General features: G+C 51.4%; 21 protein-coding genes. 16 read left to right on the top strand and 5 right to left on the bottom strand.

Features of this window, described 5'->3' with window-relative positions; translation table 11 throughout:
- Window positions 1–10: 10 nt before the first annotated feature.
- The 8 genes from PaeBR_RS02725 (at window position 11) to def (ending at window position 6638) form a co-directional block, all read left to right on the top strand.
- Window positions 11–1105 carry a D-alanine--D-alanine ligase gene (locus PaeBR_RS02725; RefSeq protein ID WP_410513385.1) on the top strand — a complete coding sequence of 365 codons (1095 nt, stop codon included), beginning with the start codon at window positions 11–13 and terminating at the stop codon, window positions 1103–1105.
- A gap of 43 nt (window positions 1106–1148) precedes the next feature.
- Window positions 1149–1466: a hypothetical protein gene (locus PaeBR_RS02730; RefSeq protein ID WP_410513386.1), complete on the top strand. Its 318-nt coding sequence runs from the start codon at window positions 1149–1151 to the stop codon at window positions 1464–1466.
- Window positions 1463–2470: a UV DNA damage repair endonuclease UvsE gene (gene uvsE, locus PaeBR_RS02735; protein ID WP_410513387.1), complete on the top strand. Its 1008-nt coding sequence runs from the start codon at window positions 1463–1465 to the stop codon at window positions 2468–2470. Before PaeBR_RS02730 ends, uvsE begins: the two co-directional genes overlap by 4 nt.
- A gap of 125 nt (window positions 2471–2595) precedes the next feature.
- The gene (fabI, locus tag PaeBR_RS02740) at window positions 2596–3366 is read left to right on the top strand and encodes an enoyl-ACP reductase FabI (RefSeq protein WP_410513388.1); all 771 of its coding nucleotides are present in this window, start codon (window positions 2596–2598) and stop codon (window positions 3364–3366) included.
- Between the two features lie 39 nt (window positions 3367–3405).
- The gene (locus tag PaeBR_RS02745; protein WP_410513389.1) at window positions 3406–4290 is read left to right on the top strand and encodes an inositol monophosphatase family protein; all 885 of its coding nucleotides are present in this window, start codon (window positions 3406–3408) and stop codon (window positions 4288–4290) included.
- Window positions 4291–4306: 16 nt separating this feature from the next.
- Window positions 4307–4600, top strand: coding sequence for a hypothetical protein (locus tag PaeBR_RS02750; RefSeq protein ID WP_410513390.1), 294 nt, complete (start codon window positions 4307–4309; stop codon window positions 4598–4600).
- Between the two features lie 102 nt (window positions 4601–4702).
- Window positions 4703–5989 (top strand): stalk domain-containing protein, encoded by a 1287-nt coding sequence (locus PaeBR_RS02755; protein ID WP_410513391.1) that lies wholly within the window; start codon window positions 4703–4705, stop codon window positions 5987–5989.
- Between the two features lie 40 nt (window positions 5990–6029).
- Entirely contained in the window at window positions 6030–6638 is a 609-nt protein-coding gene (gene def, locus PaeBR_RS02760; RefSeq protein WP_410513392.1) for a peptide deformylase, read from the top strand.
- Between the two features lie 73 nt (window positions 6639–6711).
- On the opposite strand, the gene PaeBR_RS02765 is transcribed toward def, so the two are convergent.
- Entirely contained in the window at window positions 6712–8028 is a 1317-nt protein-coding gene (locus tag PaeBR_RS02765) for a glutamate-1-semialdehyde 2,1-aminomutase (protein WP_410513393.1), read from the bottom strand.
- Window positions 8029–8146: 118 nt separating this feature from the next.
- Window positions 8147–9187: an LCP family protein gene (locus PaeBR_RS02770; RefSeq protein WP_410513394.1), complete on the bottom strand. Its 1041-nt coding sequence runs from the start codon at window positions 9185–9187 to the stop codon at window positions 8147–8149.
- Between the two features lie 83 nt (window positions 9188–9270).
- Between PaeBR_RS02770 and bcp the strand changes: the two genes are divergently transcribed.
- The 4 genes from bcp to PaeBR_RS02790 all read left to right on the top strand — a co-directional run bounded on the left by bcp (window position 9271) and on the right by PaeBR_RS02790 (window position 16265).
- Window positions 9271–9738: a thioredoxin-dependent thiol peroxidase gene (bcp, locus tag PaeBR_RS02775; protein WP_410513395.1), complete on the top strand. Its 468-nt coding sequence runs from the start codon at window positions 9271–9273 to the stop codon at window positions 9736–9738.
- A gap of 121 nt (window positions 9739–9859) precedes the next feature.
- The gene (locus tag PaeBR_RS02780; protein WP_410513396.1) at window positions 9860–14095 is read left to right on the top strand and encodes an acyl-CoA dehydratase activase-related protein; all 4236 of its coding nucleotides are present in this window, start codon (window positions 9860–9862) and stop codon (window positions 14093–14095) included.
- A gap of 212 nt (window positions 14096–14307) precedes the next feature.
- Window positions 14308–14760, top strand: a complete 453-nt coding sequence (locus PaeBR_RS02785) for a MarR family winged helix-turn-helix transcriptional regulator (protein WP_410513397.1) — start codon at window positions 14308–14310, stop codon at window positions 14758–14760.
- A complete protein-coding gene (locus PaeBR_RS02790; protein ID WP_410513398.1) occupies window positions 14757–16265 on the top strand; it encodes a DHA2 family efflux MFS transporter permease subunit in 1509 nt (502 codons plus the stop codon). Before PaeBR_RS02785 ends, PaeBR_RS02790 begins: the two co-directional genes overlap by 4 nt.
- Window positions 16266–16528: 263 nt before the next feature.
- Here PaeBR_RS02790 and PaeBR_RS02795 read toward each other — a convergent pair whose 3' ends face one another.
- Both PaeBR_RS02795 and PaeBR_RS02800 read right to left on the bottom strand, forming a co-directional pair.
- Window positions 16529–16822: a zinc ribbon domain-containing protein gene (locus tag PaeBR_RS02795; protein ID WP_410513399.1), complete on the bottom strand. Its 294-nt coding sequence runs from the start codon at window positions 16820–16822 to the stop codon at window positions 16529–16531.
- A gap of 88 nt (window positions 16823–16910) precedes the next feature.
- Window positions 16911–17852: a helix-turn-helix transcriptional regulator gene (locus PaeBR_RS02800; RefSeq protein ID WP_410513400.1), complete on the bottom strand. Its 942-nt coding sequence runs from the start codon at window positions 17850–17852 to the stop codon at window positions 16911–16913.
- A 150-nt stretch (window positions 17853–18002) separates the two neighbouring features.
- Between PaeBR_RS02800 and PaeBR_RS02805 the strand changes: the two genes are divergently transcribed.
- Entirely contained in the window at window positions 18003–19271 is a 1269-nt protein-coding gene (locus tag PaeBR_RS02805; RefSeq protein ID WP_410513401.1) for an MFS transporter, read from the top strand.
- Here PaeBR_RS02805 and PaeBR_RS02810 read toward each other — a convergent pair.
- Window positions 19246–19914 carry a DedA family protein gene (locus PaeBR_RS02810; RefSeq protein WP_410513402.1) on the bottom strand — a complete coding sequence of 223 codons (669 nt, stop codon included), beginning with the start codon at window positions 19912–19914 and terminating at the stop codon, window positions 19246–19248. The genes PaeBR_RS02805 and PaeBR_RS02810 overlap by 26 nt on opposite strands.
- 108 nt (window positions 19915–20022) lie before the next feature.
- On the opposite strand from PaeBR_RS02810, the gene PaeBR_RS02815 reads away from it, so the two are divergent.
- From PaeBR_RS02815 to PaeBR_RS02825, 3 genes are all read left to right on the top strand, one after another.
- Window positions 20023–21378, top strand: a complete 1356-nt coding sequence (locus PaeBR_RS02815; protein WP_410513403.1) for a polysaccharide deacetylase family protein — start codon at window positions 20023–20025, stop codon at window positions 21376–21378.
- 100 nt (window positions 21379–21478) lie between these two features.
- The gene (locus PaeBR_RS02820) at window positions 21479–22867 is read left to right on the top strand and encodes a DUF58 domain-containing protein (protein WP_410513404.1); all 1389 of its coding nucleotides are present in this window, start codon (window positions 21479–21481) and stop codon (window positions 22865–22867) included.
- Window positions 22836–25106, top strand: coding sequence for a DUF4129 domain-containing transglutaminase family protein (locus PaeBR_RS02825; protein ID WP_410513405.1), 2271 nt, complete (start codon window positions 22836–22838; stop codon window positions 25104–25106). The genes PaeBR_RS02820 and PaeBR_RS02825 overlap by 32 nt, the downstream gene beginning before the upstream one ends.
- Window positions 25107–25230 lie beyond the last annotated feature (124 nt).

Below are 25230 nucleotides of genomic sequence, written 5' to 3' on the forward strand. Positions count from 1 at the left end.
GGTTAAGGGCATGGAAAACGCAAAACTAACCGTAGGACTTACGTACGGCGGCAAATCCGGAGAGCATGAGGTATCCCTTCAGACGGCTTTTGCAGTCATGAATGCTTTTGACTACGATAAATATGAAATTGTGCCTTTCTACATTACAAAGCAGGGACTCTGGAAGGTTGGAGAGACTTTGACGGCACCATTCACCCACTTGGAGCAGCTTAAGCTTGAAGATGCACCTGCGGACATGGGGGCTGCCCTGAGTGCCGTATTCAGCGGGTTGTCCGGCGGAGAGAAAGCTGTTGATGTAATGTTCCCGCTTCTTCACGGCACTTTTGGCGAAGATGGAACCATTCAGGGATTATTCGAAATGGCTAATATTCCATATATTGGAGCAGGTGTGCTAGCCTCGGCTGCTGGGATGGATAAAGTGGTGATGAAGAAGCTGTTCGCCGAGGGAGGGCTGGATCAGTGTAAGTACTGCTATTTCAATGTAAGTGCCTGGAAACGCCAAAGCCACGAGCTGATTGTGGCCCTGGAGGATAAGCTGGGTTACCCGGTGTTCGTGAAGCCTGCCAATCTGGGGTCCAGTGTAGGCATTTCCAAAGCAGTAGATAAGGAAAGCCTGGTCAAAGCGGTTGAATTCGCCTTCCTTTATGATACCAAGGTCATTGTTGAGGAATTCGTGGATGCCCGGGAGCTGGAGGTCAGCGTGCTTGGCAATGATGAACCTGAGGCGTCTGTTCCGGGTGAAATTGTAACTTCTGGTGAATATTACGATTATGCTGCAAAATATATCGACGGCAAATCGCAAATGCTTATTCCTGCCCCGGTTGACCCGGAAGTGGCCGACCGTCTGCGGGAGTCCGCATTGACCGCATTCAAGGCTATTGAGGGAAGCGGTATTACACGTGCCGATTTCTTTGTGCGCAGGTCTGACGGCAAAATATTAATCAACGAGGTGAATACCATGCCAGGCTTCACCCCGTTCAGCATGTACCCGCTTTTGTGGCGTGAGACGGGCGTATCGTATAAAGCGCTGCTGGACCGCATGATTGAACTGGCACTGGAGCGTTATCATCACAAGCAAAGCCTGAAGTACGACAACGAGCAATAAGTGGCTGACAGGGAGATGATCCCGGCCGGAAAGGGGAGAAATTATGGGCTTTCAAACAGAGTTTAATTCAGTCTGTAAATTCAAGAACGAGCAGGAACTGTACGAACTATTGGAGTATGGACGCTGCAAGATGGTGAAACAGGGCTTTCGCGTCTTTCCGACCGGGCAAAAGGTAATCGCCTATACATTGGACAATGTGGCTGTGGCTATTGTCAAAATCTCTGCGTCCATCGCAGAGATCAACTTTCAGGGACATGAGATTACTGCGGTGGAAATGGAGCTTGTACGCAAGCTGAATGAGGAAGAATCGCGGGTGCAGACAGCTCTGGCATTTGAAATGTTTTTTGGAGAAGAGAAGTGATTGTCCGGCTCGGATATGTGGCCATGTCAACCCTTATTCCAAACTGCTCGCCTTCCAAGACTATGACGATGGCCTCCTTCAACAAGCTGAATGACCGTGAGGCAGCGCTGCGCCGTCTGGAAAGTATCAGCCGCACGAATCTGCTCAATACCCTCCGTTTGTTACGGCATAATGCTGCATCTGATATTAAAGTGTACCGCCTCACCTCCAAGCTGATTCCGCTGGCGACGCATCCGGATCTTCAGGACTGGGATCCTTTCGCGGCATTGGCGGATGATTTTGCGGAGGTAGGCGGTTTTGTGAAAAAGCATGGCATGAGGGTATCGTTCCATCCCGATCATTTCACCGTGCTCAGTACACCGCGGCCAGAGGTGCTTGCCAGCTCCATCAGGGATTTGCAGCACCATACAAATATGCTGAACGCTTTGGGGCTTCCGGCAACTGCCAAGAACAATATCCATATCGGGGGCGCTTATGGGGACAAGCCATCTGCTGCGGTCCGCTTTCGAGAGCAGTTCGGTACCCTCCCCCTGGCATTGCGGGAACGTATAACGCTGGAGAACGATGACAAAACCTTTAATGCGACTGAGACGCTGGCGGTATGTCAGAGTCTTGGACTCCCGATGGTACTCGATATTCATCATCAGTGGGTGAACAACGAGGGAGAACTGCCATGGGAACTGTGGGAGGACATTCAGAAGACATGGGAGAGTCCTCTGGCCTTAACGGATGTGCTCCCCGGAGAGCATCTGCCTCCCAAAATTCATGTCTCCAGCCCTCGCAGCCCCTCAGACCCGCGAAGTCATGCTGAGGGAGTAGAACCTGCGCCGCTGATTGCTTTTCTGAAAAGGATTGCCGCCTCTACGCCTGCAGTTGATGTCATGATAGAAGCCAAAGCGAAGGATGGAGCGCTGTTTGGACTAATGGAGGCTTTGAAGGAACAGGCCGAGGTTGGAAACGGAATTACGTTACTGGACGGCGCCAGCATTAATATTGAGCCCTAAAACGGGACAAGCATAGGATTTTATTTATAATGCTTTACTTGAAATGTCACCAGAAATAGGGTACGTTGGATAAAACTTAAGCACTTGGAACAGAGCATAAGAACATCTTTCAAAGGAGTTCAAACATGGGAGAATTGTTAACAGGTAAAAATATCGTCGTTATGGGCGTCGCGAATGACCGCAGCATCGCCTGGGCGATTGCCAGAAGCTTGTCGGAACAAGGAGCGCGGCTAGCTTTTACATATGAGAACGAACGGGTAGAAAGCCGGGTGCGCAATCTGGCAGAGACTCTTCCAGGCTCTGTTATTCTCCCCTGCGATGTGACGGTTGATGAGGATATTGATACATTGGCGGGAGAATTGAAGGAACACTTCGGCGTTCTGCACGGTATAGTGCATAGTATCGCTTATGCCAAAGGCGAGGATTTGGAAGGTCGTTTTGCGAATACCTCGCGTTCCGGATTTGCGCTGGCGCATGACATCAGTGCTTACTCACTGGTGGCTGTAGCGCAGCGTCTGCACCCGCTAATGACAGATGGCGGTTCTATTGTTACTATGACTTATATGGGGGCGGAACGGGTAATCCGTAACTACAACGTGATGGGCGTAGCCAAAGCTGCTCTTGAAGCTTCCGTACGTTATCTGGCAAGCGATCTTGGGCTGGACAATATCCGTGTCAATGCCATTTCGGCAGGACCGATCCGTACACTGGCTGCCAAAGGCATCAGCGACTTCAATTCGATCCTTCGTATTGTGGAGGAAAAAGCACCCCTTCGGCGCGGCACCGATACCGCAGAGGTGGGAGATACGGCAATGTTCCTGATGAGCCATCTGTCCCGAGGAATTACCGGAGAAGTTATCTATGTCGATGGGGGTTATCATATCATCGGCGGTTAACGAATGTGACGACTATGTTCAAGAAAGCGAAGTGAAGATATGAATCCTATAAATCCTAATAGCCGGAACGAACGGGAGCCCTATGTGGTTTCAGGCAAGGGATATACAGCGGTAGCGATCAATGCTGCTGCCAAGGCCGGAGAATGGATCAAAAGCAGGCAGGGTATGGTAAAGGAACTGGGGACCAAAACTTCAGCACAGGATCTGGTAACAGAAGTGGATAAAGGCGTAGAGCAAATGATTCGCAGACTCGTTCTTACGCATTATCCCGACCACACCTTTCTGGGTGAGGAAGGCGTTGAAGCGGGTGCTGCCGCCGCAGCTGCGGCTCTGGAAGAAGCGCGGGAGAGTGAATACATGTGGATTGTCGATCCTGTCGATGGCACCACTAACTTCGTGCATGGCTTTCCATTCTACTGCGTGTCCATTGCACTGGTCGTTCGCGGCGAAATAACGGTCGGAGTCATTTACGATCCCATCCGGGATGAGATGTTTGTTGCAGAAAAGGGGAAGGGAGCCTACATGCACGGCGTCCCTACCGCCGTGTCGGCGGAGACTAAACTTGCAGACAGTCTTATTGCTATGGGCTTTCCGCCGGATCGTGAATTTGCACAGCCGGTCAATATGGCGGGTCTGCAAAGCCTTTTGCCGCAAATCCGCGGCGTTCGGGCCGGGGGCTCAGCCGCTTTGCACCTGGCTTATGTGGCGGCAGGACGGGTAGACGGCTACTGGGAAGTGGGCCTGAACCCGTGGGATTGCGCGGCGGGCGTGCTGCTAGTCCTGGAATCCGGAGGCAAGGTCAGCGATACGCTGGGACGGCCATACGATATTGGCACCCGCCATGTCGTAGCAAGCAACGGCCATATTCATGAAGGTCTGGTATCGTCCCTTACGGCCGCAGAAGCGACCGGATACACGCTTTAAGGAGGGCAATCTGGTTATGAGGGATAACGATGATCTGGAGCGCAAGCTAAGCGATATGTTGACCGAAGGCGAGATGGAGCAGGGTGACCGGACTGCCCAGGAGATCCGGGAAATCTCTCCGAAGTATGAAATCCGTATCCAGACCTCACTTGATCCCATTGTGGAGGAGACACACCGTTACCGGCAGATCGGCCGTGAACTGGATGACCGGTATGACAAATATCTGGAACGGGCGGAGAAAAGCTCCAGGCGGGCTGGCCACTCCACCGGTAAAGAAGGCAACGATTCTTCAGGTAGTAATCATAAGTAAGCAGGATTTTTTATGAGCGGTTTCTCCATTACGGGAAGCCGCTCTTTTGTGTGTCTTCCCGTAATGGTAGAATGGAATCATTATATTTGAGGGGGGAGTATCATGCTGAACGCATTGAAAAGGATTCTGGCAGCAGGCACAAGTAGCCTTCTGCTGTTTTCTGCACTTGCAGGCTTAGGGAGCGGAACGGTGAATGCTGCTGCTGTTAACGGGGCTTCAGAACCGGATGTCTTTAACATCGTAGCTCTGGGGGATTCCATTACCGCGGGCTATGAGCCGGGAATGACTGACCCCAATACGAAGCCGTATGGATATGCGGAAAGGCTGCTGGAGCAGGGCTGGTACCATGGCAGAGCCTCTCTCACCAATTACGGTATCCTGGGATTGACTACAGCCGGATTGCGTAATTATACGGGGGCCATTGCAACTGGCGCAACGATTACGCCCGACGGTATCCAGGCGGGGCTGCGGGACCCTCGAATCGCTCAGTTTGCAGCATTAACCTCACAGGTGGGTACAGATCTGAAGGCCGCCGACCTGATTACGATTACAATTGGCGGCAATGATGTGAGCAGCCTGTTCCTGAAGGTAAGTGAGCTTGCGGATACGGATTTTCAGTCGCAGCTGGAGCAGCGCCTAGCCGAATACAATACCAATGTGAAAGCCGTGCTGGAGAATCTGCAGACTGTGAATCCGCAAGCGACCATTATATTGGCGGATCAATACCAGCCGGCCCCCAGAATCGCTTTGGGTTCAAACTATACGAAGTTAATGGATGCAGCCGCACGCTTTACAGCTTCAGCGGATAGTGTTGCAGCAAGCATGAACCGGGAAGGCACATCTGTTCGAGTCGCGCATGTGGCAGAACGTTTTGCTGGGGCAGAAGGTGGTCTGACGCATATTATAGGTGTGGGGGATCCGGATTTCCATCCGACACAGTTTGGATATGAGGAAATTGCCAGAGTTTTTGCCGAGCTGCAGTGGGGAGAGTACCGCACACCGGCCGTGCCCGTTATGACCCCTGCGACTGCGCCGATGTCGATTGTAGTGAAGGGTGTGGAATTGAATACGCCGAATAAACCGATCGTCAAAAACGGCCAGAATTTTTTGGCGCTGAGGGATGTACTGAACGCGGTAGGGGCTTCCGGTAAGTGGGATAGTAAAACGTCCAGCGCCATCATCGTGTACGGCGGCAGAACGGTTATTATTACGATAGGCTCTAAAATCATCAAGGTTAATGGAAAGAATGTTGCAATCAGTACGCCGGCTTTTTTAAAAAAGGTAGGAAAAGAAGATAAAACGTATCTGCCCTTGGCAGCTCTTGCTACAGGACTTGGATTCGATGTGAAATACAGCGCTAAGCTGAGAACGGCATTTATAAATCCTTAATGCGGTAAATGATTAATTACCCGAATTAAAGTAAAGGTGGATGAAAAGGTTGTCTAGTACTAAATACAATGCTAACTATTTGATTACGATGGACGATATCGTACGGGAGGGCCATCCGGTACTGCGCTCCGTGACCAAACCAGTACAGCTGCCGATGACAGAGGAGGTTCGCGGGACGCTGCAGTGCATGATGCAATTTCTCAAGAATAGTCAAAATCAAGAGACTGCCGCTAAATACAAGCTTCGCTCGGGCGTTGGTTTATCGGCCAATCAGATCGGATTACAGCAGCGTATGTTTGTTCTTTACCTGATGGACGAGAAGGGGAATACTCTGGAGCATGCACTGGTTAATCCAAAGATGATCAGCCATTCGGTTTCGATGGTTTATTTGCCGGAAAGCGAGGGCTGCCTGTCGGTTGACCGGCCCGTGGAGGGTTTTGTACCTAGGTATGAATCCGTGAAGGTGAAGGGAGTCAACCTTTCCGGTGAGGAAGTCGTACTGAGATTCAAAGGTTACCCTGCTATTGTCGTTCAGCATGAGATGGACCATCTCGACGGTATCATGTTCTACGACCGGATTAATAAGGAGAATCCGTTTAAGCTTCCGAGGGGTGTGGAAATTCGGAGTTTGTATGAGGAGAAGGACTAAGGTTTTGCTGAGTAGATGTCGCTCCGCGAACCGCAACGTTCCGTTATCGGAGCGACCGCTCAGAAGCAAAAGTCTATCTCTCCCCAGCCATAGCACGGAAGGATTCCTCTGCCGCTTGCAGCGTAGCATCAATGTCTTCATCCGTATGAGCCGTGGTCAGGAACCAGGCTTCGTATTTGGACGGGGCGAGATTGATGCCGCGGTTCAGCATATGACGGAAGAAGCTGGCGAACATCTCGCCGTCCGTATCCTGGGCTTCATCATAATCGGTAATAGGGTGGTCGCAGAAATGGGTGGAGAAAGCGCCGCGAATACGGTTAATCGTAAGCGGAATCCCGTGACGGGCTGCTGACTCCTGAAGTCCGCCAACCAACCGGATGGAGAGCCGCTCCATTTCTTCGTAGACACCTTCACCTTTCAGGACTTCGAGGCAGGCTATGCCCGCCGAGATGGAGGCAGGATTGCCTGCCATGGTACCGGCTTGATAAGCGGGACCCAGCGGGGCAACCTGTTCCATTACATGCTTGCGTCCACCGTATGCGCCGATAGGCAGGCCGCCGCCGATGATTTTGCCCAGCGCTGTGAGGTCAGGGGTAATGTCCTCATGGTTCTCCAGTCCGGCATAGGTTTGTGAGGAGCCATAATGGAACCGGAAGGCGGTAATAACCTCATCGTAGATGACCAGCGAGCCGTTGTCATGAGCCAGCTTGCACAGGCCCTCCAGGAAGCCGGGCTTCGGCATCACCATGCCGAAATTGCCGACGATCGGTTCCACCATAACAGCAGCAACGTCTTCGCCCCATTTCTCCAGCGCTTCGCGGAGAGCGCCAAGATCATTAAAGGGCACAGTAATAACCTCCCGAGCGATACTTTGCGGAACCCCGGCGCTATCCGGAATGCCAAGCGTGGAAGGACCGGAACCGGCCGCTACCAGTACCAGATCCGAGTGGCCGTGGTAACAGCCGGCGAATTTGACGATTTTGCTGCGCTTGGTATAGGCCCGGGCCACACGTATGGTTGTCATAACGGCTTCTGTTCCGGAATTGACGAACCGCACTTTATCCATCGAAGGAATCGCTTCCTTGAGCATTTTGGCCAGGGTGATCTCCAGGCTGGTCGGTGTTCCGTAGAGAATGCCATTCTCCGCCGCCTTGGTAATTGCAGTAGTAATGTGCGGATGGGCATGGCCGGTAATAATTGGACCGTAGGCTGCCAGGTAATCTATGTACTTGTTGCCGTCCTCATCCCAAAAGTGTGCGCCGCTGCCGCGTTTCATGAATACCGGTGCTCCGCCCCCAACGGCCTTGAATGAACGGGAGGGACTGTTGACGCCTCCGACGATATGCTGAAGGGCTTCCTGATATAGTTGCTCTGAGGTTGAACGGTTCATAAAGTTTATCATCCTTTCTTTTGTCAATGCTTATAGGCAGGGGAACGGGCGAACTGCAGCCATCGCCGCCGTCCGCCCGTTGTATGCCAAGCCCGATAATACTTTTATATATAAGTGGTCACTGACCTGTTTCCGTAGAACTGCTCTCAGCGGATGCCTCCGGAGAAGGAGACGGTTCAGGATCACTCATGGTTTCCTGTACAAACTGCTTCAATTCATCCAGATCACGAATACCCAGTACAGCAGAGCCTCTGACTTTCTCTTCAGCCAACTGGTTCATCGGCGGAATCTGCTCACTGCCGCCCATGCTGCTCTCATATCCCACATTCGCCAGCTTCCACATATCATTTAAGTTCAAATTGGTATCAATAAAAGGATTGACCTCAGACAGTATCGTTGGCAGCTTGATGAGTGAGGTGGTGCTCTTCATTTTGTCTGCAACAGCCTTGAGAAATCCGCGCTGCCGTTCTGTCCGCGTGAAATCGGAGGTAGCATCGTGGCGGAAGCGCACATACTGAAGTGCCATATTGCCATCCAGATGCTGGTAGCCTTTTTTCAGGTCAATGTCATATTCGGGTCCATCCGCAACGGTCTTATAGACCATGTCCTTCTCGACATCATAATCGATACCGCCAATCGCATCCACCAGCTTGATGAACCCTTGAAAGTCGGTATACACATAATATTGAATCGGAATCCCAAGCAGATCGCCTACAGTCTGCATTGCTGTATTGGGTCCGTGGGTAATTGCCGTGTTTATTCTGTCCTCGTCTTGACCGGCAATCGATACATAAGTATCACGAAGAATGGAGAATACATAAAATTTCTTCTTCACCGGATCCAGGGAAGCCACAAGCATGGTATCCGATCGGGGCACCTCGCCTTTCTTGACCCCGCGGGCATCTACACCCATCAGCAAAATATTAACCGGTTCCGTGCCCTCCCATTTGGGCGGCTCAGGGGTTTCGGCATCAACAGTCGCAACATTGCTAAAGGGAGAGTTGTCCCCATCTTTGTTGAAGTTATCCAGATTTTTAACAATGGCCGTGAAATAATAAACAACGCCGCCGATAATGAGCAGAAGGAGTATGGCTAGAGTCCACAGCAGCGGTTTTTTCGACTTGCCGGTTTTTGCATGTCGTTTTGTTCTTGGTGGCATTTCTCGTTCTTCCTTTCGCATTCACATTCCCTACATTATAATTTCTTTTGGAGATACAATCAATTGAAGGAGTGAAACCCGCCATGAACGCTATTAAAATCGGAGAGACCGTACCTGACTTTACACTTCCCGCTTCAAACGGGAATTCGGTAAGCCTAAGCCAATACCGGGGGCGGAAGGTCATTCTTTACTTTTATCCCAAAAATATGACATCCGCCTGCACCCAGGAAGCTTGTGAATTCCGTGACGCCCATGAGCGGATTGTGGCAAAGGATGCGGTAATTCTGGGGATTAGTGCGGATAGCCTGGAGTCTCATGCCAAATTCATCGCCAAGAACGGGCTGCCCTTTTTGTTGCTTTCGGATGAGGAGCACAAGGTTAGTGAGATGTTCGGTGTATGGCAGCTTAAAAAAATGTACGGCAGGGAGTTTATGGGTATCGTCCGCTCCACTTTCCTCATAGATGAGGCAGGTGTACTAAGAGAGGAATGGCGCAAGGTGCGCGTAAAAGGACATGTTGAGGCTGCGCTGCAGAAACTGGGAACGGAATAAGATATAGTGGTAAAATTTTCAAAACATCTGTTACATTTTTAACAGCTAAAGGCCTGCTCTTCCATGATATAGTTGCTCATATTACTTCAAATTTGTAACAAGGCATGGTGATGGAGTGAGGATGCTGCGTATCGGACTTGATATCGGTTCAACTACAGCCAAATTGGTTGTTCTGGAGAGTAATACGATTCTTTATCAGGATTATGCAAGACATTATAGCGATATTAAAAAAGCATCCCTTTCTCTGTTATCCGGCGTGCGTGACAGGTTCCCAAAGAGGGAGGCGGCACTTACAGTAAGCGGTTCCTCCGGGCTGTCTCTATCCAAGCTGGGAGGAGTTCCTTTTGTTCAGGAGGTTATTGCCTGTACGAAGGCGATCCATGAGATGATCCCTCAGTGCGATACAGCCATTGAACTGGGCGGGGAGGATGCCAAGATCATTTATCTGAGCGGCGGTATCGAACAGCGTATGAATAATGCATGCGCGGGGGGAACGGGCGCGTTCATTGACCAGATGGCGGCACTGCTGCAGACTGACCCCGGGGGACTTGATGCGCTGGCGGCGCAGCATAAAACTATATACCCTATAGCATCAAGGTGCGGTGTATTTGCCAAAAGCGATGTCCAGCCGCTGCTGGGCGAAGGGGCACGCCGGGAAGATGTGGCAGCCTCCATATTTCAGAGTATCGTAAATCAGACGATCAGCGGTCTGGCCTGCGGACGTCCCATTCGCGGCAAGGTCGCTTTTCTTGGCGGGCCGTTGACCTTTTTGCCGCAGCTGCGGGTCCGGTTCGCGGAAACGCTTGGGCTCGCAGAGAGCGAAATCCTGTTTCCCGAGCGCTCCCAGTATTTTGTAGCTATCGGATCGGCATTGTCTGTTGCAGAGCCTGTTGTGCTGTCTATCGACAGCTGGCTGGAACGGGTGGAAGCCGTCGATTTTGCCAGTGACCGCAATCCGGATGCCGGGCTGCCACCCCTTTTTGAAACTCCGGAGGATCTGGCACAGTTCCGGATTAGGCATGGAAGATCGTCTGCCCCGCGGGCGGATCTGGCCTCCTACCGTGGAGCGTGTTACTTGGGGATTGACGCAGGTTCGACGACGACGAAGCTGGTGCTTACGGGTTCCAGTGATGAAATCCTCTATACTTTTTATGGAAGCAATAAAGGGAACCCGCTGCAGTCGGTAAGTGATGCGTTGAAGGATATATACAAAATGATGCCTGAGGGTTGTTATATTGCTTCCAGCTGCGCCACGGGATATGGGGAAGGACTCGTCAAATCCGCTCTCAAAACAGACATCGGCGAAGTGGAGACCGTTGCCCATTACAAAGCAGCCTCAAAGTTCATGCCAGAGGTCGATTTTATTCTGGACATTGGCGGACAGGATATGAAATGTATCAAAATCCGCGGGGGGGCGATCGACAGCCTGATGCTGAATGAAGCCTGTTCTGCTGGGTGCGGTTCATTTCTGGAAAGCTTTGCCTCCGCATTGGATCTGGGAATTGAGGAGTTTGCAGAGTCCGCCCTGGAAGCTGTCCAGCCGGTTAACCTGGGTTCGCGCTGCACCGTATTTATGAACTCCAAGGTGAAACAGGTGCAGAAGGAAGGAGCGACTCTGGCCGATTTATCGGCAGGGCTTGCTTATTCCGTAATCAAGAATGCTCTCCAAAAGGTAATTCGAATCCGCAATCCTGAGGACTTAGGGGAGAACATTATCGTACAGGGAGGAACCTTCTATAACGAAGCCGTCCTCCGGGCCTTTGAAGGCCTAACCGGCCGGACAGTGGTCCGTCCGGATATCGCCGGCGTCATGGGTGCTTATGGCTGCGCGCTTATTGCCAGAGAGCAGGCAGGAGATACAGGCTTGAGTACATTGTTGAATCCGGATGAACTCAAATCCTTCACATATCAGGTGTCGCCCGGCCGCTGCGGCCGCTGCGCCAACAACTGTGCGCTGACGATCAGCCGGTTCCCGGATAAGAGCTTTCATGTCACCGGAAACCGGTGCGAACGCGGTGCAGGGGGGAAGAAAGAGAAGAATACGCTGCCGAACCTTATGCAGTATAAATATGAGCGTTTCTTCAACTATGAGGCTTTGCCTGAAAAGCACGCCGTGCGGGGAACTGTAGGTCTGCCGCGCACGATGAACATGTTCGAGAATTATCCCTTTTGGCACACATTCTTTACATCACTCCGCTACCGAACCGTGCTATCCCCGATATCCAGCAAAAAGCTGTACGAGAGCGGGATGGATACTATACCTTCTGAATCTATTTGTTACCCGGCGAAGATGGCACATGGACATGTGCAGAGTCTGATCGGCAAGGATGTCGATTTTATTTTTTACCCGGCTGTGGTCTATGAGAAGAAAGAGGATGAGGCGGCACACAACCATTTCAACTGTCCTGTAGTGGCGTCCTATCCGGAGGTTATCCGCAATAATATGGATGGGTTGAAGGAAAACGGGGTTCCACTGGTTAGCCCGTTCCTGACGTTTGATGATATACCCGCGCTGACAAAAGGGTTGGTTCGGACATTTACCGGCATCCCCAAGGAAGAGATTGCTGCTGCGGTTCAGGCGGGTCTGATGGAGGCGAATCGTGCCAAGGAGGATGTCAGATCCAAGGGCGAGGAGACGCTGGCTTTTCTGGCGAGAAGCGGTACCAAAGGAATTCTGCTCTGCGGTCATCCCTATCATGCCGATCCCGAGATTAATCATGGGCTCGCGGAGATGATCACCGGTATGGGTCTCGCGGTACTGACTGAGGATTCGGTGTGTCATCTGGACCAGAGTCAAGGCGATATAGCCGTTGTAAATCAGTGGACCTACCATGCCCGGATGTACCGGGCCGCCCGACTCGCCACCAGATCGGATCTGGAGCTTGTGCAGCTGACCTCCTTTGGCTGCGGCATCGATGCGATTACCTGTGACGCCGTTCAAGAGATCATGGAGAGACATAATAAGGTGTATACCTTGATCAAAATCGATGAGATTAGCAATCTCGGCGCGGCGCGGATCAGGCTTCGTTCTCTTCTGGCAGCCATGCGGGAGCGGGACAAAGGCAATGTGCAGCCGCAGCAGCTCTGCAAGGCACAGCCGAATGTCCCCTTTACGAAGGAAATGAAAGAAACCTATACCATTCTTGCCCCCCAAATGTCGCCTGTTCATTTTGAATTGTTCGAACGGGTATTCAGGGATGCCGGGTATCGCCTGAAGATTCTGGAAACCACGGGGCCGGAGGAGACGGAGGAAGGGCTGAGGTTTGTCAATAACGACGCCTGCTACCCCGCTATTGTAACCATAGGCCAAATTTTATCCGCGCTGAAGAGTGGTGATTATGATCCGGACCGTACGGCTGTTATCATGTCGCAGACTGGCGGAGGATGCCGGGCGACCAACTATATTTCTTTGCTGCGCAAAGCGCTGAAGGACTCGGGCCTTGGGCAGATTCCGGTCATTTCTCTGAATGCCTCGGGCATGGAGAATCAGCCGGGCTTTCGAATAAGTCTCAAACTGGCCAATCGGCTGATTGCTGCCGCCTGCTACGGCGATCTGATGATGCGCATGTTATATCGTTTCCGTCCCTATGAGCTAGTTCCAGGCAGCACGCTGGCGCTGTTCCGCAAGGGGATGGAGCGCTGCAAAGACAGCTTGTCGTCCTTCTCGTTCCGGGAATACAAGCGCTTGATCCGCGATATCGTATCCGAGTTCTGCCAATTGCCTGTGGTGGCAACGGTTAAGCCCAAGGTGGGCATCGTCGGCGAAATACTGATCAAGTTCCACCCTGACGCAAATAATCAGATTGTAGAGATTATTGAAGCTGAGGGAGGAGAAGCGGTGCTGCCTGATTTCCTTGATTTTATTTTCTACTGCCTATACAATCCGATCTACAAAGCGGAGCAATTCGGAAAAAGCAAAAAGCTCGGCTACATCAACCCGCTGCTGATTTCTTATCTGGAAATGTACCGGAAGCCGATTAAAACAGCACTTGAAAATGCAGAGCTGACAAAGGAAAGGGAGAATATCTACGGTCTCGCTGAAAAAGCGGGACGCCTTGTATCCGTGGGCAATCAAATGGGCGAGGGATGGTTTCTGACAGCTGAAATGATGGAGCTGCTTGATCACGGGGTGAACAACATCGTCTGCATACAGCCGTTCGCCTGTCTTCCTAACCATATTACAGGCCGAGGAATGATCAAGGGACTCAAGGAACTGTACCCCGGAGCGAACATTGCGGCGATTGATTATGATGCCGGAGTCAGTATCGTGAATCAGACCAACCGCATCAAGCTGATGATGTCTATTGCAGGTGGACTGCAGCTCCCGCTGCTGGAGAGTGCCGGAAGCGGGGTGTAAAGTGAATAAGGGCTGGCGCATTGTAACTGCCCACATTTGATGTGATCGAAAAACACCCAACGATGGGTGTTTTTTTGTGGATATTTAGTTTTGCAAAATCATAGCGTTATTTTTCATGAATTTTCAGTAATCTATTGACGGGTAAATACGTAAATAGTAAAATAGTTCGCATGCGAAATATATGGTTTAAAGCTAATGGGAGGTGAAGGATATTGGAAGAAAATGAGCAACAGCTGGATGAGATTGTATCCTCTTTTCGCCGTATCAGCCACGCATTCCAACAGCTGCTGTGGAAAGATGCAGAAGAAATGAATATTACACCGACCCAGCTCATGGTGCTGCGCAAGGTGTCAATGCATCCCGATATAGGTATTACCGACCTTGCAGAGCTGTTGTATCTGGGAAACAGCGCGGCGAGCGGGGTAGTTGACCGGATGGTGAAGGCGGGATTGCTGATCCGGCAGCGGTCGGAAAGTGACAGGCGCAGCTTCAAGCTGTCAATGACCGATAAGGGTATAGAAATCCGGGAAAGAAGTAAACAATCTCTTAGAAGACATTTGCTGCCGCTTTCAAATATACCCACGGAGGACGCAGGGGAACTGCTCCGGATTCATGGTGAAATCATCAAAATATTGGAACAAGGGAGAGATAAGAGGGAATTATGAGTACAATAACTGCTAACGCTGCTGCTGCCTCGAAGAATGTACGCAGAGGTCCGATCATTGCGGCGTTGCTTATCGGCGCATTCGTGGCACTTTTGAATCAAACGCTGATGAACGTGGCACTGCCGAAGATGATGGAGGATTTGAATATTCTCGCCAATACGGCGCAATGGTTAACGACGGGATTTATGCTCGTCAATGGTGTTCTTGTTCCGATCAGCGCTTATTTGGTCGAGAAGTTTACGACCCGCCAGCTTTTTATTACCGCAATGGTTTTATTTTCAATAGGTACGCTGGTGTGCGCAGTTGGAGCCGGATTTGAGATGATCATGGTCGGCAGAGTGATTCAGGCTGTCGGCGCCGGTATTTTAATGCCATTAATGAACATTGTGTTTTTGCGGATTTTCCCGATAGAAGAGCGGGGAAAGGCTATGGGTTTAATGGCAGTCGCAATGATTTTTGCCCCGGCGGTCGGCCCTACGCTTTCAGGCTGGGTAGTCCAAAATTATTCCTGGCGTGTGCTTTTCTATATTGTTCTGCCCCTAGCCATCTTTACAACTCTCCTCGGTATGAAGACGATGCAGAATGTGGGGAGGTTAACGTCGCCCAGCCTGGATAAGCCCGGCATTATTTTCTCGACACTCGGCTTTGGTGGACTGCTTTACGGGTTCAGTGATGCCGGAACCGATGGCTGGGGAAGTAAGACTGTGATTATCTGTCTGGTCTTGGGCTTTGTTGCATTGGCTCTGTTCGTTGTGCGTGAGCTTAATACGAAAAATCCGCTGCTGGAAGTCCGCATTTTCCGGTACAATATGTTTACGCTCACGACAATAATCAATATTATCGTTACCATGGCAATGTATTCGGCAATGATTCTGCTGCCTATTTATTTACAGACTATCCGTGGCTTTACGCCTATGGAATCCGGGCTTTTGCTGCTGCCAGGTGCTATCCTGATGGGAATTATGTCCCCGGTAACGGGCATTATTTTTGATAAAATCGGTGCCCGGTGGCTGTCCGTTATAGGGCTTGCCATAACCGTTGCTACAACCTGGGAATTCAGCCAGCTTACGGAGACGACTACTTTCACCCATCTTATCCTTACTTATACTGCGCGGATGTTCGGAATGTCCATGCTGATGATGCCGATTGTAACCGCTGGTCTTAACCAGCTGCCGCAGCGTCTCAGCTCACACGGTACCGCCATGTCGAATACACTGCGTACAGTTGGCGGTGCGCTTGGGATTGCTTTGTTCGTCAGCCTGATGACCAACCGGGTTAAGAGCTTCATAACAGATGCAGTAATGAGCGGAGCGGTCTCCCAAACCGACAAGGCTGCAATGCTTAAACTTACGCAGGAAGCTAAGCTTAACGGGATTACCCATGCCTTTACCGTGGCTACCTGGGTCACCGTTGCTGCTTTGGTGCTGGCCTTCTTTATTCAGAAGACCTCGCCGCAACCGGATTTCCTGAAGACTGAGAAAGATACGGCTGTATCAGGTGAATAAAGAAAACCGATTCAAGAGACTGACTAAGGAAGTTTATACTTTTTGATAAGAAATAACAGGAATTTCTCCTGTTAATTCAGACGCGCTACCCTAATGAAGATGAATTAACGGGATATTCTCCATCTAATTTGGAGTTTTGGTCTTAAAAGGCCGGATTAGAGGTATAATTCCCCGTTAATTCTCAAAAAATCAGTTTATTCCATAAATTAGATGGAATTTTTCCCGCTATATATATGAATAAAAGGTGTAATAAGCGTTTGATGTTATGCTTCTGGAGATTGTAAAGCGCTCCACCGTTTCAGGCGAGGCAGTTGTTCGGCAAGCAGCTGGCGTGCCGTATCTTCGGTCATGCCGTCCTGCACCATAAAACCGGTACAGAGGTCGGTCATTCCCTGAAGCGAAATATCAGGCTGTTTAAATTCTCCGGTTTCATAGCAATACATACAATATTCGCTGTTCTTGCTGCCATCCCGATCCGTACCAAGTAGTGAGGCATCCTGTATTGGCATGCCGCAGCTTTGGCAGAATACTTGCTCCTGTATCCGTTCGTGTTCCATATTAAGCACTCTCCTCTAAATTTGTAATGGTTAAGCATACGCCATATACCCATTATAAAAATATAAACCTGACGGCATTCCGTCAGGTTTATATTGAGTTTTTATATTTAGCAGCAATTTCTGCACCCAGCTTCCCCATCTTACGCCGGATATGCTCCGGCGTAAGTACCTCGATAGCTGTTCCGAAGCTCAGAAGGAAGCCATATAACCATCCGTCTTCAGGATAGTCGAGCGAAACCCTATAGCCGCCATTGCCGTCAGGCTGCAGTTCTGTGGAGTCAAAACGGTCCTCGGCAAGGTGCTTGCCCTCAGGAGCGAAATACAGGACCACTGGCACCGTTTCGGCTTCTCTTTTCCATTCGGAGCTCCAAGGGAACTCTTCGCCAGGGAGGTCTTGCCTTGTAAATCTACGTGTCTCCTTAACGAGTGCCCTCATGCGCAGTAGCTTGAAAAGCCGGAATTCCTGCCGCAAAACACAGAGGCCGTATAAATACCAGGACTGTCCCTTTAACACCAGAGTATAAGGCTCCACCGAACGTTGGCTGGTCTGACCTTCTGCACTTACATATTCGAAGGCTACCGCTACGCTCTGCTCCAGCGCTTCCTTCAAAGTACTGAGCCTGTCTTCCAGCGGCCCCCTAAGCCCCCATGGTGAAAAGTCGACAACAAGCTGGGTCGTTTTGCTGCGGAAAGCTTCAATTTGAGAGGGGGGGATGACGCTGCTGATCTTCTCCATGAGCAGAGAATGTTCACCCCCGCCATAAGAGGAGACATTCTGCAGAGCCGTGAAAATATCCGCCAGTTCGCCATCCGTTAATACATTACGGTCCAGACGATAGCCCTCCATCAGCCCTATTCCGCCATGAGCTCCTTGGTACGTAACGATCGGAATTCCGGCTTGATTGATACTTTCGATATCACGATAAATGGTACGCACTGACACCTCGAACATGTCGGCGAGCTCCTTTGCTTGAATAAGGCCTCGGTTCATTAAAAGGATGACAATGGAGAGTAAACGATCTATTTTCAAAGGCTGATCTCACTTTCTCGGAAAATTCCGTTCTGTAGTGTTCGATCTAATCTTAGCAAATTAAAGAAAATAAAGCATTGCCAGGTTAATTGGTTTCGATTATCATCTAATTAGATATTTATATAATTAGATGAAATGAGGATTAATCCAATGAACAATAGCTCTACAGCCGCTAGGATCAGAGATCAACGAGGTTATGCCAGACTCTTTACGGCTGGAATCATTAATGGGATTTGTGACCGGTTCAGCGGGATTGCCATGCTGGCTCTGGTGCTGCATTTGACAGGATCAGGGATGGCAGTTGGCATTTCACTCGGAGTCCGGGTGCTGCCTTATCTGATTCTGTCGCCGCTTGGCGGGATGCTTGGAAGTAAACTGCCGCGCAAAACCATTATGATAACTACGGATATTATACGAGTGCCTATAGCTTTGATATTTTTGTGGGTGGATGGAGAAAATCGGTTATGGCTGCTTTATGCTACAAATTTCATGCTGGCTGCCGCAGAGGCTATCTACAGTCCCGTTCGTAAATCATCCATTCCACTGCTATCGGAACCCGGGGCACTGCTGAAAATTAACGGATTAGAGCAGCTAATGACGGGGTGTGTACTTATTCTGGGCGCTTTTGCCGGCGGTGTCGTTTCGTATTGGTTTGGTCCGGATATGGCATTTATTATGAATGCGGCTTCTTTTCTAATCGCGGCCATAGTTATTTATGGTATTCATTTTCCGCAGTCGGCGGTGGATGATAATCCGTCACCAGAACATAAAGCTGAAAATGCCAAGGCGGCTGCCTTCCCGTCCCTGCGAAAAAGCATAAAGACTCTATTAGCGGGGAGTCTCATCTTGCAAATTGTACTTGTCTATGAGCTGCTTGTTCCAATGGTAAATGGTCTGGACAATGTCCTGATCAGTGTGTACGCCATACAGGAATTTAATGCCGGCGATGTAGGGGTGGGGGCTTTTTATGCTGCGCTTGGGATAGGGCTTAGTCTAAGTTTTTTTGCCGGACGGTTTATAAAAAGGGGCTTATTATTCGCAGCGCTGGGAGGATTGCTGGTAGAGGGTCTTCTGCTGACCTTCATCAGTATGAACGGGAGCTTCGCGGCAGCCTTTATGTTGTATATTCTGTTGTCACTGGCCGGGGGCATAGGCAATGCCTGCCTGGATACATTGGTTATGCGAGAAACACCGTTGCCCCTTCAGCCGGTTGTTTTTGGATTTATTACTGCTGCAAGCGGTACGCTGCTTGGAATTTCCATGCTGGCGGCGGGTTGGCTGCTGAACATCGTGGAACCACGGACGCTGGGATGCCTGGGTGGTGCGGGTTTCGTCGGGGTTGCGCTGGCTCTGGCGGGGTATGCATTATTACGCAGTAAAAAGGATGGCATATTCACCGTCCCTTGGAAGACTCTTTAACCTTGGCCTTCAGTTTGATGTCAGCCTTTCGTTTGCCAAGGCGGGCCGCAAGGCTCCGGCGGAAGCGGTATATAATCAGGAGTATGGCAATTGCCGCACCACCGGAGATGATCCATAAGGCGTAAAGCTCAAATAAATGAAAGATCCCCATCCACTGAGGACCGAATACCCGTCCGATCCCGATAAACAACAATACCCAGAATAACGCACCGCTGTAAGCGTACAAGGCGAATTTCCGGAAGGGCAGCGCCGTAAGCCCGGAGAAATATCCGGTAAAATGACGCACTCCTGGCACAAAATAACCGATGAAAATGAGGATGCTGCCATATTTGTCGAACCAAAGCTGCGTCTTTTCAAGCTTGCTGGGAGAGAACAGAAACCATTTGCCATAGCGCTGTATAAAAGGCATTCCGGCTTTCAGCCCGATGAAATAGGTGGTGGTCATTCCGACGGTAGTGCCGGCAAAGGCGACAACGATTAATGTCATGAAATCCAGTCTGCCCGTATAAGAGAGGAAGCCGGCGAAGGCCATCGTCGTTTCTCCCGGAAACGGCAGAGCGACGAACTCCAGCAGCAGTCCGAAAAACAGCACACTATATCCATAATTGGCGAACAATTCTTGTATCCATGTTAACATTTCCATTAGGTTGTCACTCTCCAGGAGGCAGTTGTTTTATTCTATTTTGAAGCTTGTCTTCATACAATCTATCAACGGCTTTTACAAGCCAATAGAATGCTGGAGGTAGAGAAGATGAGGGGTAACAAGAAAGCTGGCAGCCGCCGGCCCATGCTGCGTGGACTGCTTTTTATACTAGTTATAATATTGGCTATAGCAGGTGGGGCTTCGGGAATCATTGATCTGGAGTTAAAGCCTCATCCCTTGCAAGCGGCTAGCCTAAAGACTGGAACTCCAAATCTGCAGGAGAAACCTCCGGCTGCAGCATCACAAATCATATCTGCCGGTGTGAAGAATTCCTCCGCTGCGGCTGAATTGAACATTACCCAAGCATCCCGTATATCCCCGGTTAAGGCTAAAATAAATGCAACCCGCAAAATGGTCTACCTTACCTTTGACGACGGACCAAGCCCGGTCACCCCGAAAGTTCTTGATATTCTGCAGCGTGAGGGTGTGAAGGCTACGTTTTTCGTGCTGGGAGACGGAGCCAAAAGCCATCCAGAACTGATTAACGCCATTTGGGAGCAAGGCCATGCCATTGGAAATCATACCTATGATCATAATTACAGCGAATTATACAGCGGATTTACCCAGTTCTGGAGCCAGATTAAGAAGACGGAAGAAATTGTCCGGAACATTACCGGCACCCGGCCTCAGCTTGTACGGGCACCCGGTGGAACCTTTGGTCATTTTGATGATACCTACTTCTCTCTGTTGAAGCAAGCGGGTTACCTGGTGATGGACTGGAATGTGGACAGCGGGGACTCCAAACGCAGAGGAGTCCCCGCTGATGAAATAGTAAAAGAGGCGGTGGCGAATACTACGGATTCCAGCATAGTTCTGTTGCTGCATGATGGGGGAGGGCATGAGGAAAGTGCTAAAGCGCTCCCTGAAATCATTGCCCGCTATAAAGCTGCAGGATATACCTTCGGTGTGCTGGATAATGATGTTAAGCCCGTGCAATTCAGGGTGTCTTCGCGCATTGCAGATACAGGACGAATAAAACCGTCTGCGGCATGGATTGGCGCGAATATAACGGCAAACGGCACACTGTTTGAAGACGGGAAACCGCTGGTACTGGAGGTCGGCAAGCTGGAAACGAAGCTGAAGCCGGGAGAATATTTGATTGATCAGGGACAGTATAGGGTGCCGATCCGGGCTGTAATTCAACGGCTTGGAGGACAAGTGAGCTGGGACAAGGCCAGCCGCAGTGGCACGATTACCTTGAATGGGCGCTCTTTCCTGGCTGATGTGGGGAATAAAGAGCTGATATATAAGGAGATTAACGGTGAGATTACAGTCAAGCCGGAGACATTGAACATGTTTGGCGGGGCCATGTGGATGTCATTGCGGGATCTGCTTGAAATTCTGGGACATCCGCCGCTTGCAGTCAGTGCGACTGCAGAGGAACGGCGAGTAAAGGCATTTTGAGAGTTGGCTATTAAGGCTGCAAAAAGAATATAAAAACGTCTGTGCCCCCTTTTTCCTGGGAAGAATAGATACCAGCAGGTTCCTAAAGAGGAACAAGTCTATGGAAAAAGGAAGGGTTGTCCCATTGTCCTCATCAAATTTAATAGATCAACAACAGAAAAACGACCCTAAGCCGGAGAGAAGTCTCCTAACTTGGCTCAGCCGCAGCGCCATGCTGGAATGGGGGCGGATGCTGGCCGCAGGAGGTTTAATATTCGGCTTGTATATCAGATTAGGCGGTTCGGAGCTGCTATTCCTTTGCGTGGCTGCCGGAGTAGTTGTGTTTGGCGGACTCTTGTTATATCTGTTTGGGCCTGGACGGGTAATCATTAACCGTTCGGTCACGCCTGCGCATACGGTTGCCGGTGAATCGGTTACGGTGTTGGTAGAAGCAAGCTTTCGTTCACGGATTCCGCTGCCATGGATGACAATTACAGATCGTTGGAGCGGTGGCAGTCATCAGGAGCTGCTGTTTCCAGGCTTCCGGCGTAAGTTCACTTATACCTATAAATTGCGAGAGCTGTCCCGTGGCTTTCATCATTTGGAGGATTGCTCCGTAAGGTGGGGGGATCTGCCGGGCTGGTTCACAGGCAGTTATCATCCGAAGGACACATCCGGCTTCAAGGTACTTCCGGCTCCGCTGAATTTTGGCCGGATGGCGCTCGAGGGAGGTTATATTACCGAAGAGTCTGCCGTTTCACCGCGTGGAGGGGTCATGGATGAAGGTACGGATATCCGCGATTATAGGCCGGGTGATCCACTGAGCCGGATTCACTGGAAAAGCACTGCCCGCCGCGGTTCACTGCAAAGCCGAACTCCGGAGCGGGAGAAAGACCGGACGATTTGCATCGTGCTGGATAATGCCTCCAAAAGCTATGAAATCCCTTATGGCGCTCTTGGACCCCGCAGAAACAGGCGGAGCCAGTCTCCGGTGTTTGAAAAGGCCGTTTCAGCGGCTATGGGATTAATGGTCACTGCCGAACGATCCGGTACCTACGTTCAATTATACAGCGGCGGTTGGCCGGAGGGAGTGGCAAGGCATGAGGGGCTTGGGAAAATTCCTGCAAGGGTATTGAATATCCTTACGGAAATTATGCCGGACGGCACCAGAAATTTGCCGCAACTGCTGGAGGATGCGTCCCGCGGCTGGATTCCGGGCATGAGCATTGCTGTCATAACCGGGGTGTTGGAGCCGGAGGGGGCCAAGGTTATCGCCCGGCTGCTGGCGCATGGCGTGAAAGTAAACTTATATTATGCCTGGGACCGAAATGCCCCTGATTCCAGTCTTTCAACGGGTAGAACGGGGGGACTTGGCACTGTCGCCGGTACCATCGGAATCAGCCTGATGCGTCTGGGAGCCGGATTGCACTGTTTTGACCATGCGCTGCCTGTCTCCGGAAAGGGGGAGGAAGAGGCACATGAGTCACCTGGAAAATGGACGGTACTTTAGCGAAATAAAAGTAGAGAGCAGTTTCGCCGGTAATGAAGGGAGGACTCCCATGTATTTCCGGCTTCTGTTCTCTTTGCCGATTATGGGGCTTTTTATAGAGTGGCTGCATCCTCTATACAATATTAGTAAGACACAGGATACCAGAGTGCTGCTGGCCGTTCTTGCATTAGCTGCAGCCTTACTTTTATTGTGCGGATTATGTCAACTACCGGGTTGGCTGCTCTTGTCAGCCCAGTCTTCAGTTGTGGTTCTGTCCTGGAGCTATCTTTGTGCAAAAGATAAGGGAATATTCTGGCTAAGACCTTATCTTAGGGAAATCGGAGGGGATGCTCTCCTGCTGTTCTCCGGGAATATTTCGGATCTGGGCCAAGAGAGCCGGCTTCTGATCCTGCTGGCAGGCTGGGGGATGCTGGTGGCCTCCGTGCAGCATTTGGCACTCTTCAGGGGGAGTATTTCGTTATTTAGCGCGGTGACCCTGACGTATTTGCTGCTATTGGACAGGCTGGCCGCTATTCATACAATGGATCAACTTGTGATTTCAACAGGCCTGATCCTTTGGCTGAAGGGGATGTGCGGAATACTGGCGCTGCAAGAGAAAAACCCCGGCCAGAGTATCATTCCCTATGCCCGCTGGGGAAGTGCTGCGTTTATCACTGCCGCTGCCGTAACGGTAATTTCCTGGTCGGGAGGCGAAGTATCCAGCACAGAGCCGGGGGCACGGGTTTCGTTGCAGCCGATGCTTAGCCGGCTGCACGTATGGGCCACCGAGCAGGCAGTGAAGAAATCCGGCGGAACGACAGGCTACAGCTCCGGTGAAGGAGAACTCGGTAAACCGTTATCAAGCAACGCCGAGCCGGTCTTTACCGCTGAGAGCCGTATTCCCGTCTATTGGCGCGGAGAGAGCTACACCTATTATGACGGCCGAAGCTGGAGCAGAGGCAATGATGATTCCATACCCCTGAATTTATCGGGACTTCCAGACAAGAGCGCTTCATTTAACAGGTATTCCGAAAGCAGAATTCTGCATCAACGGATACAATTCGCGGTTCCTTCGTCCGGGGGACTGCCGCTTTTCAGCGCCGGCAGGGTGCTCGACATTGCAGCCGTTCAGCTAACTGACGGCAGCAGACTAGGCTTTGTGTTCGCCAATAAAGAGAAGGACAGCTTTCGCCTGCCGGATGTGGCAGGCTCAGCAAGGGTAACGGAGTATACGGTCAAATCGCTGCTCCCGGAAACGGACCCGGATCATCTTCGCCGTTTGGCCCGCCCTGATCCGGCAGAAATCAGAAATACCTATTTAGAGCTTCCATCCGCACTGCCCCGGCGTGTCAGCAGTTTGGCTGAGGCGATTACTGCACCTGCCGGGGGCCGGTACGATGCTACCGTGGCTGTGAGGGATTACTTGCAGAACCGTTACACGTACACCCTGGATACCAGGGTGCCGCCCCCCGGCTCTGATTTTGTCGATGATTTCTTGTTTGAGACGAAGGAGGGCTATTGCGTCCACTTTGCTACCGCCATGATTACCCTGCTCCGCAGTGTTGATATTCCGGCCCGTTATGTTAAGGGCTTCGGGCCGGGAACGGCAGTGGAGGGCTCCGCGCCCCAGCGGTACGTGGTCACCCAGGGCGATGCCCATGCCTGGGTGGAGGTCTATTTTCCCGGCGAGGGCTGGGTTCCCTTCGACCCCACGCCGGGTTCGGCAGCGGGCTCCGCGCTGCCGCCGCAGTCCGCGCCCGCTGCGCTCGGCGCGGACGCCCTCCCCGCCCGGCTGCGCCAGGGCGGGTCAACCCCGGCGCCGCTCGCTGCGGCGGCGCTGCTGCTTCCCGCCGCCGCCTGGCGCTGGCGGCGGAGCCTGGCGCTGCTGCTGGCGGCACGCAGCAGCAGCGCCAGAACGCCGGAGCAGCTGCTGGCCGCAGCCGCTCCGGCGTGGCACGGGTTGGCGGCGCGGTATGGCCCGCCGCCGCCCGGGATGACCGGCAGGGAGTACGCCGCCTCCCTGCCGATTGAGGATGCCAGACTGCGCGAGGCGGTCTGGCAGTTCGTACGCCAGTGGGAAGCCCTGGCGTACAGCCCGGCGTCATCGCCGCCTTCTGCGTCATCGCCCGATTTCGGGCATTCCGTCCCTGGATCATCGCCCAATGCCCATCGAACCGCCGCCGGGACCCAGCCGCCACCCTCCGGGTCATCCGCCGGCTTCATAAGGGTCTGCCTGGGCATCACTTTTCGATTGACTTGATTACCAAGGCAACTGCAGGGCTGTTCTCTCAGGGCGATGTCTGTCCAAAAAGGTTCTAAAGTACGAGGTCTCCTTTCCTTGACGGTGTGAATTATCCATGAGTATAATGAATCCAATAATCAAG

It is taken from the genome of Paenibacillus sp. BR2-3, from assembly GCF_046529485.1.
In the GTDB taxonomy this organism is placed as follows: domain Bacteria; phylum Bacillota; class Bacilli; order Paenibacillales; family Paenibacillaceae; genus Paenibacillus_AQ.

Coding starts and splice junctions, on each gene's coding strand:
- fabI (WP_410513388.1), top strand. CDS start 2,596: ATGGGAGAATTGTTAACAGGTAAAAATATCGTCGTTATGGGCGTCGCG.
- PaeBR_RS02805 (WP_410513401.1), top strand. CDS start 18,003: ATGAACAATAGCTCTACAGCCGCTAGGATCAGAGATCAACGAGGTTAT.
- PaeBR_RS02790 (WP_410513398.1), top strand. CDS start 14,757: ATGAGTACAATAACTGCTAACGCTGCTGCTGCCTCGAAGAATGTACGC.
- PaeBR_RS02795 (WP_410513399.1), bottom strand. CDS start 16,822: ATGGAACACGAACGGATACAGGAGCAAGTATTCTGCCAAAGCTGCGGC.
- PaeBR_RS02725 (WP_410513385.1), top strand. CDS start 11: ATGGAAAACGCAAAACTAACCGTAGGACTTACGTACGGCGGCAAATCC.
- PaeBR_RS02745 (WP_410513389.1), top strand. CDS start 3,406: ATGAATCCTATAAATCCTAATAGCCGGAACGAACGGGAGCCCTATGTG.
- PaeBR_RS02755 (WP_410513391.1), top strand. CDS start 4,703: ATGCTGAACGCATTGAAAAGGATTCTGGCAGCAGGCACAAGTAGCCTT.
- PaeBR_RS02750 (WP_410513390.1), top strand. CDS start 4,307: ATGAGGGATAACGATGATCTGGAGCGCAAGCTAAGCGATATGTTGACC.
- PaeBR_RS02815 (WP_410513403.1), top strand. CDS start 20,023: ATGAGGGGTAACAAGAAAGCTGGCAGCCGCCGGCCCATGCTGCGTGGA.
- PaeBR_RS02730 (WP_410513386.1), top strand. CDS start 1,149: ATGGGCTTTCAAACAGAGTTTAATTCAGTCTGTAAATTCAAGAACGAG.
- bcp (WP_410513395.1), top strand. CDS start 9,271: ATGAACGCTATTAAAATCGGAGAGACCGTACCTGACTTTACACTTCCC.
- PaeBR_RS02820 (WP_410513404.1), top strand. CDS start 21,479: ATGGAAAAAGGAAGGGTTGTCCCATTGTCCTCATCAAATTTAATAGAT.
- def (WP_410513392.1), top strand. CDS start 6,030: ATGAAAAGGTTGTCTAGTACTAAATACAATGCTAACTATTTGATTACG.
- PaeBR_RS02810 (WP_410513402.1), bottom strand. CDS start 19,914: ATGGAAATGTTAACATGGATACAAGAATTGTTCGCCAATTATGGATAT.
- PaeBR_RS02770 (WP_410513394.1), bottom strand. CDS start 9,187: ATGCCACCAAGAACAAAACGACATGCAAAAACCGGCAAGTCGAAAAAA.
- PaeBR_RS02765 (WP_410513393.1), bottom strand. CDS start 8,028: ATGAACCGTTCAACCTCAGAGCAACTATATCAGGAAGCCCTTCAGCAT.
- PaeBR_RS02780 (WP_410513396.1), top strand. CDS start 9,860: ATGCTGCGTATCGGACTTGATATCGGTTCAACTACAGCCAAATTGGTT.
- PaeBR_RS02825 (WP_410513405.1), top strand. CDS start 22,836: ATGAGTCACCTGGAAAATGGACGGTACTTTAGCGAAATAAAAGTAGAG.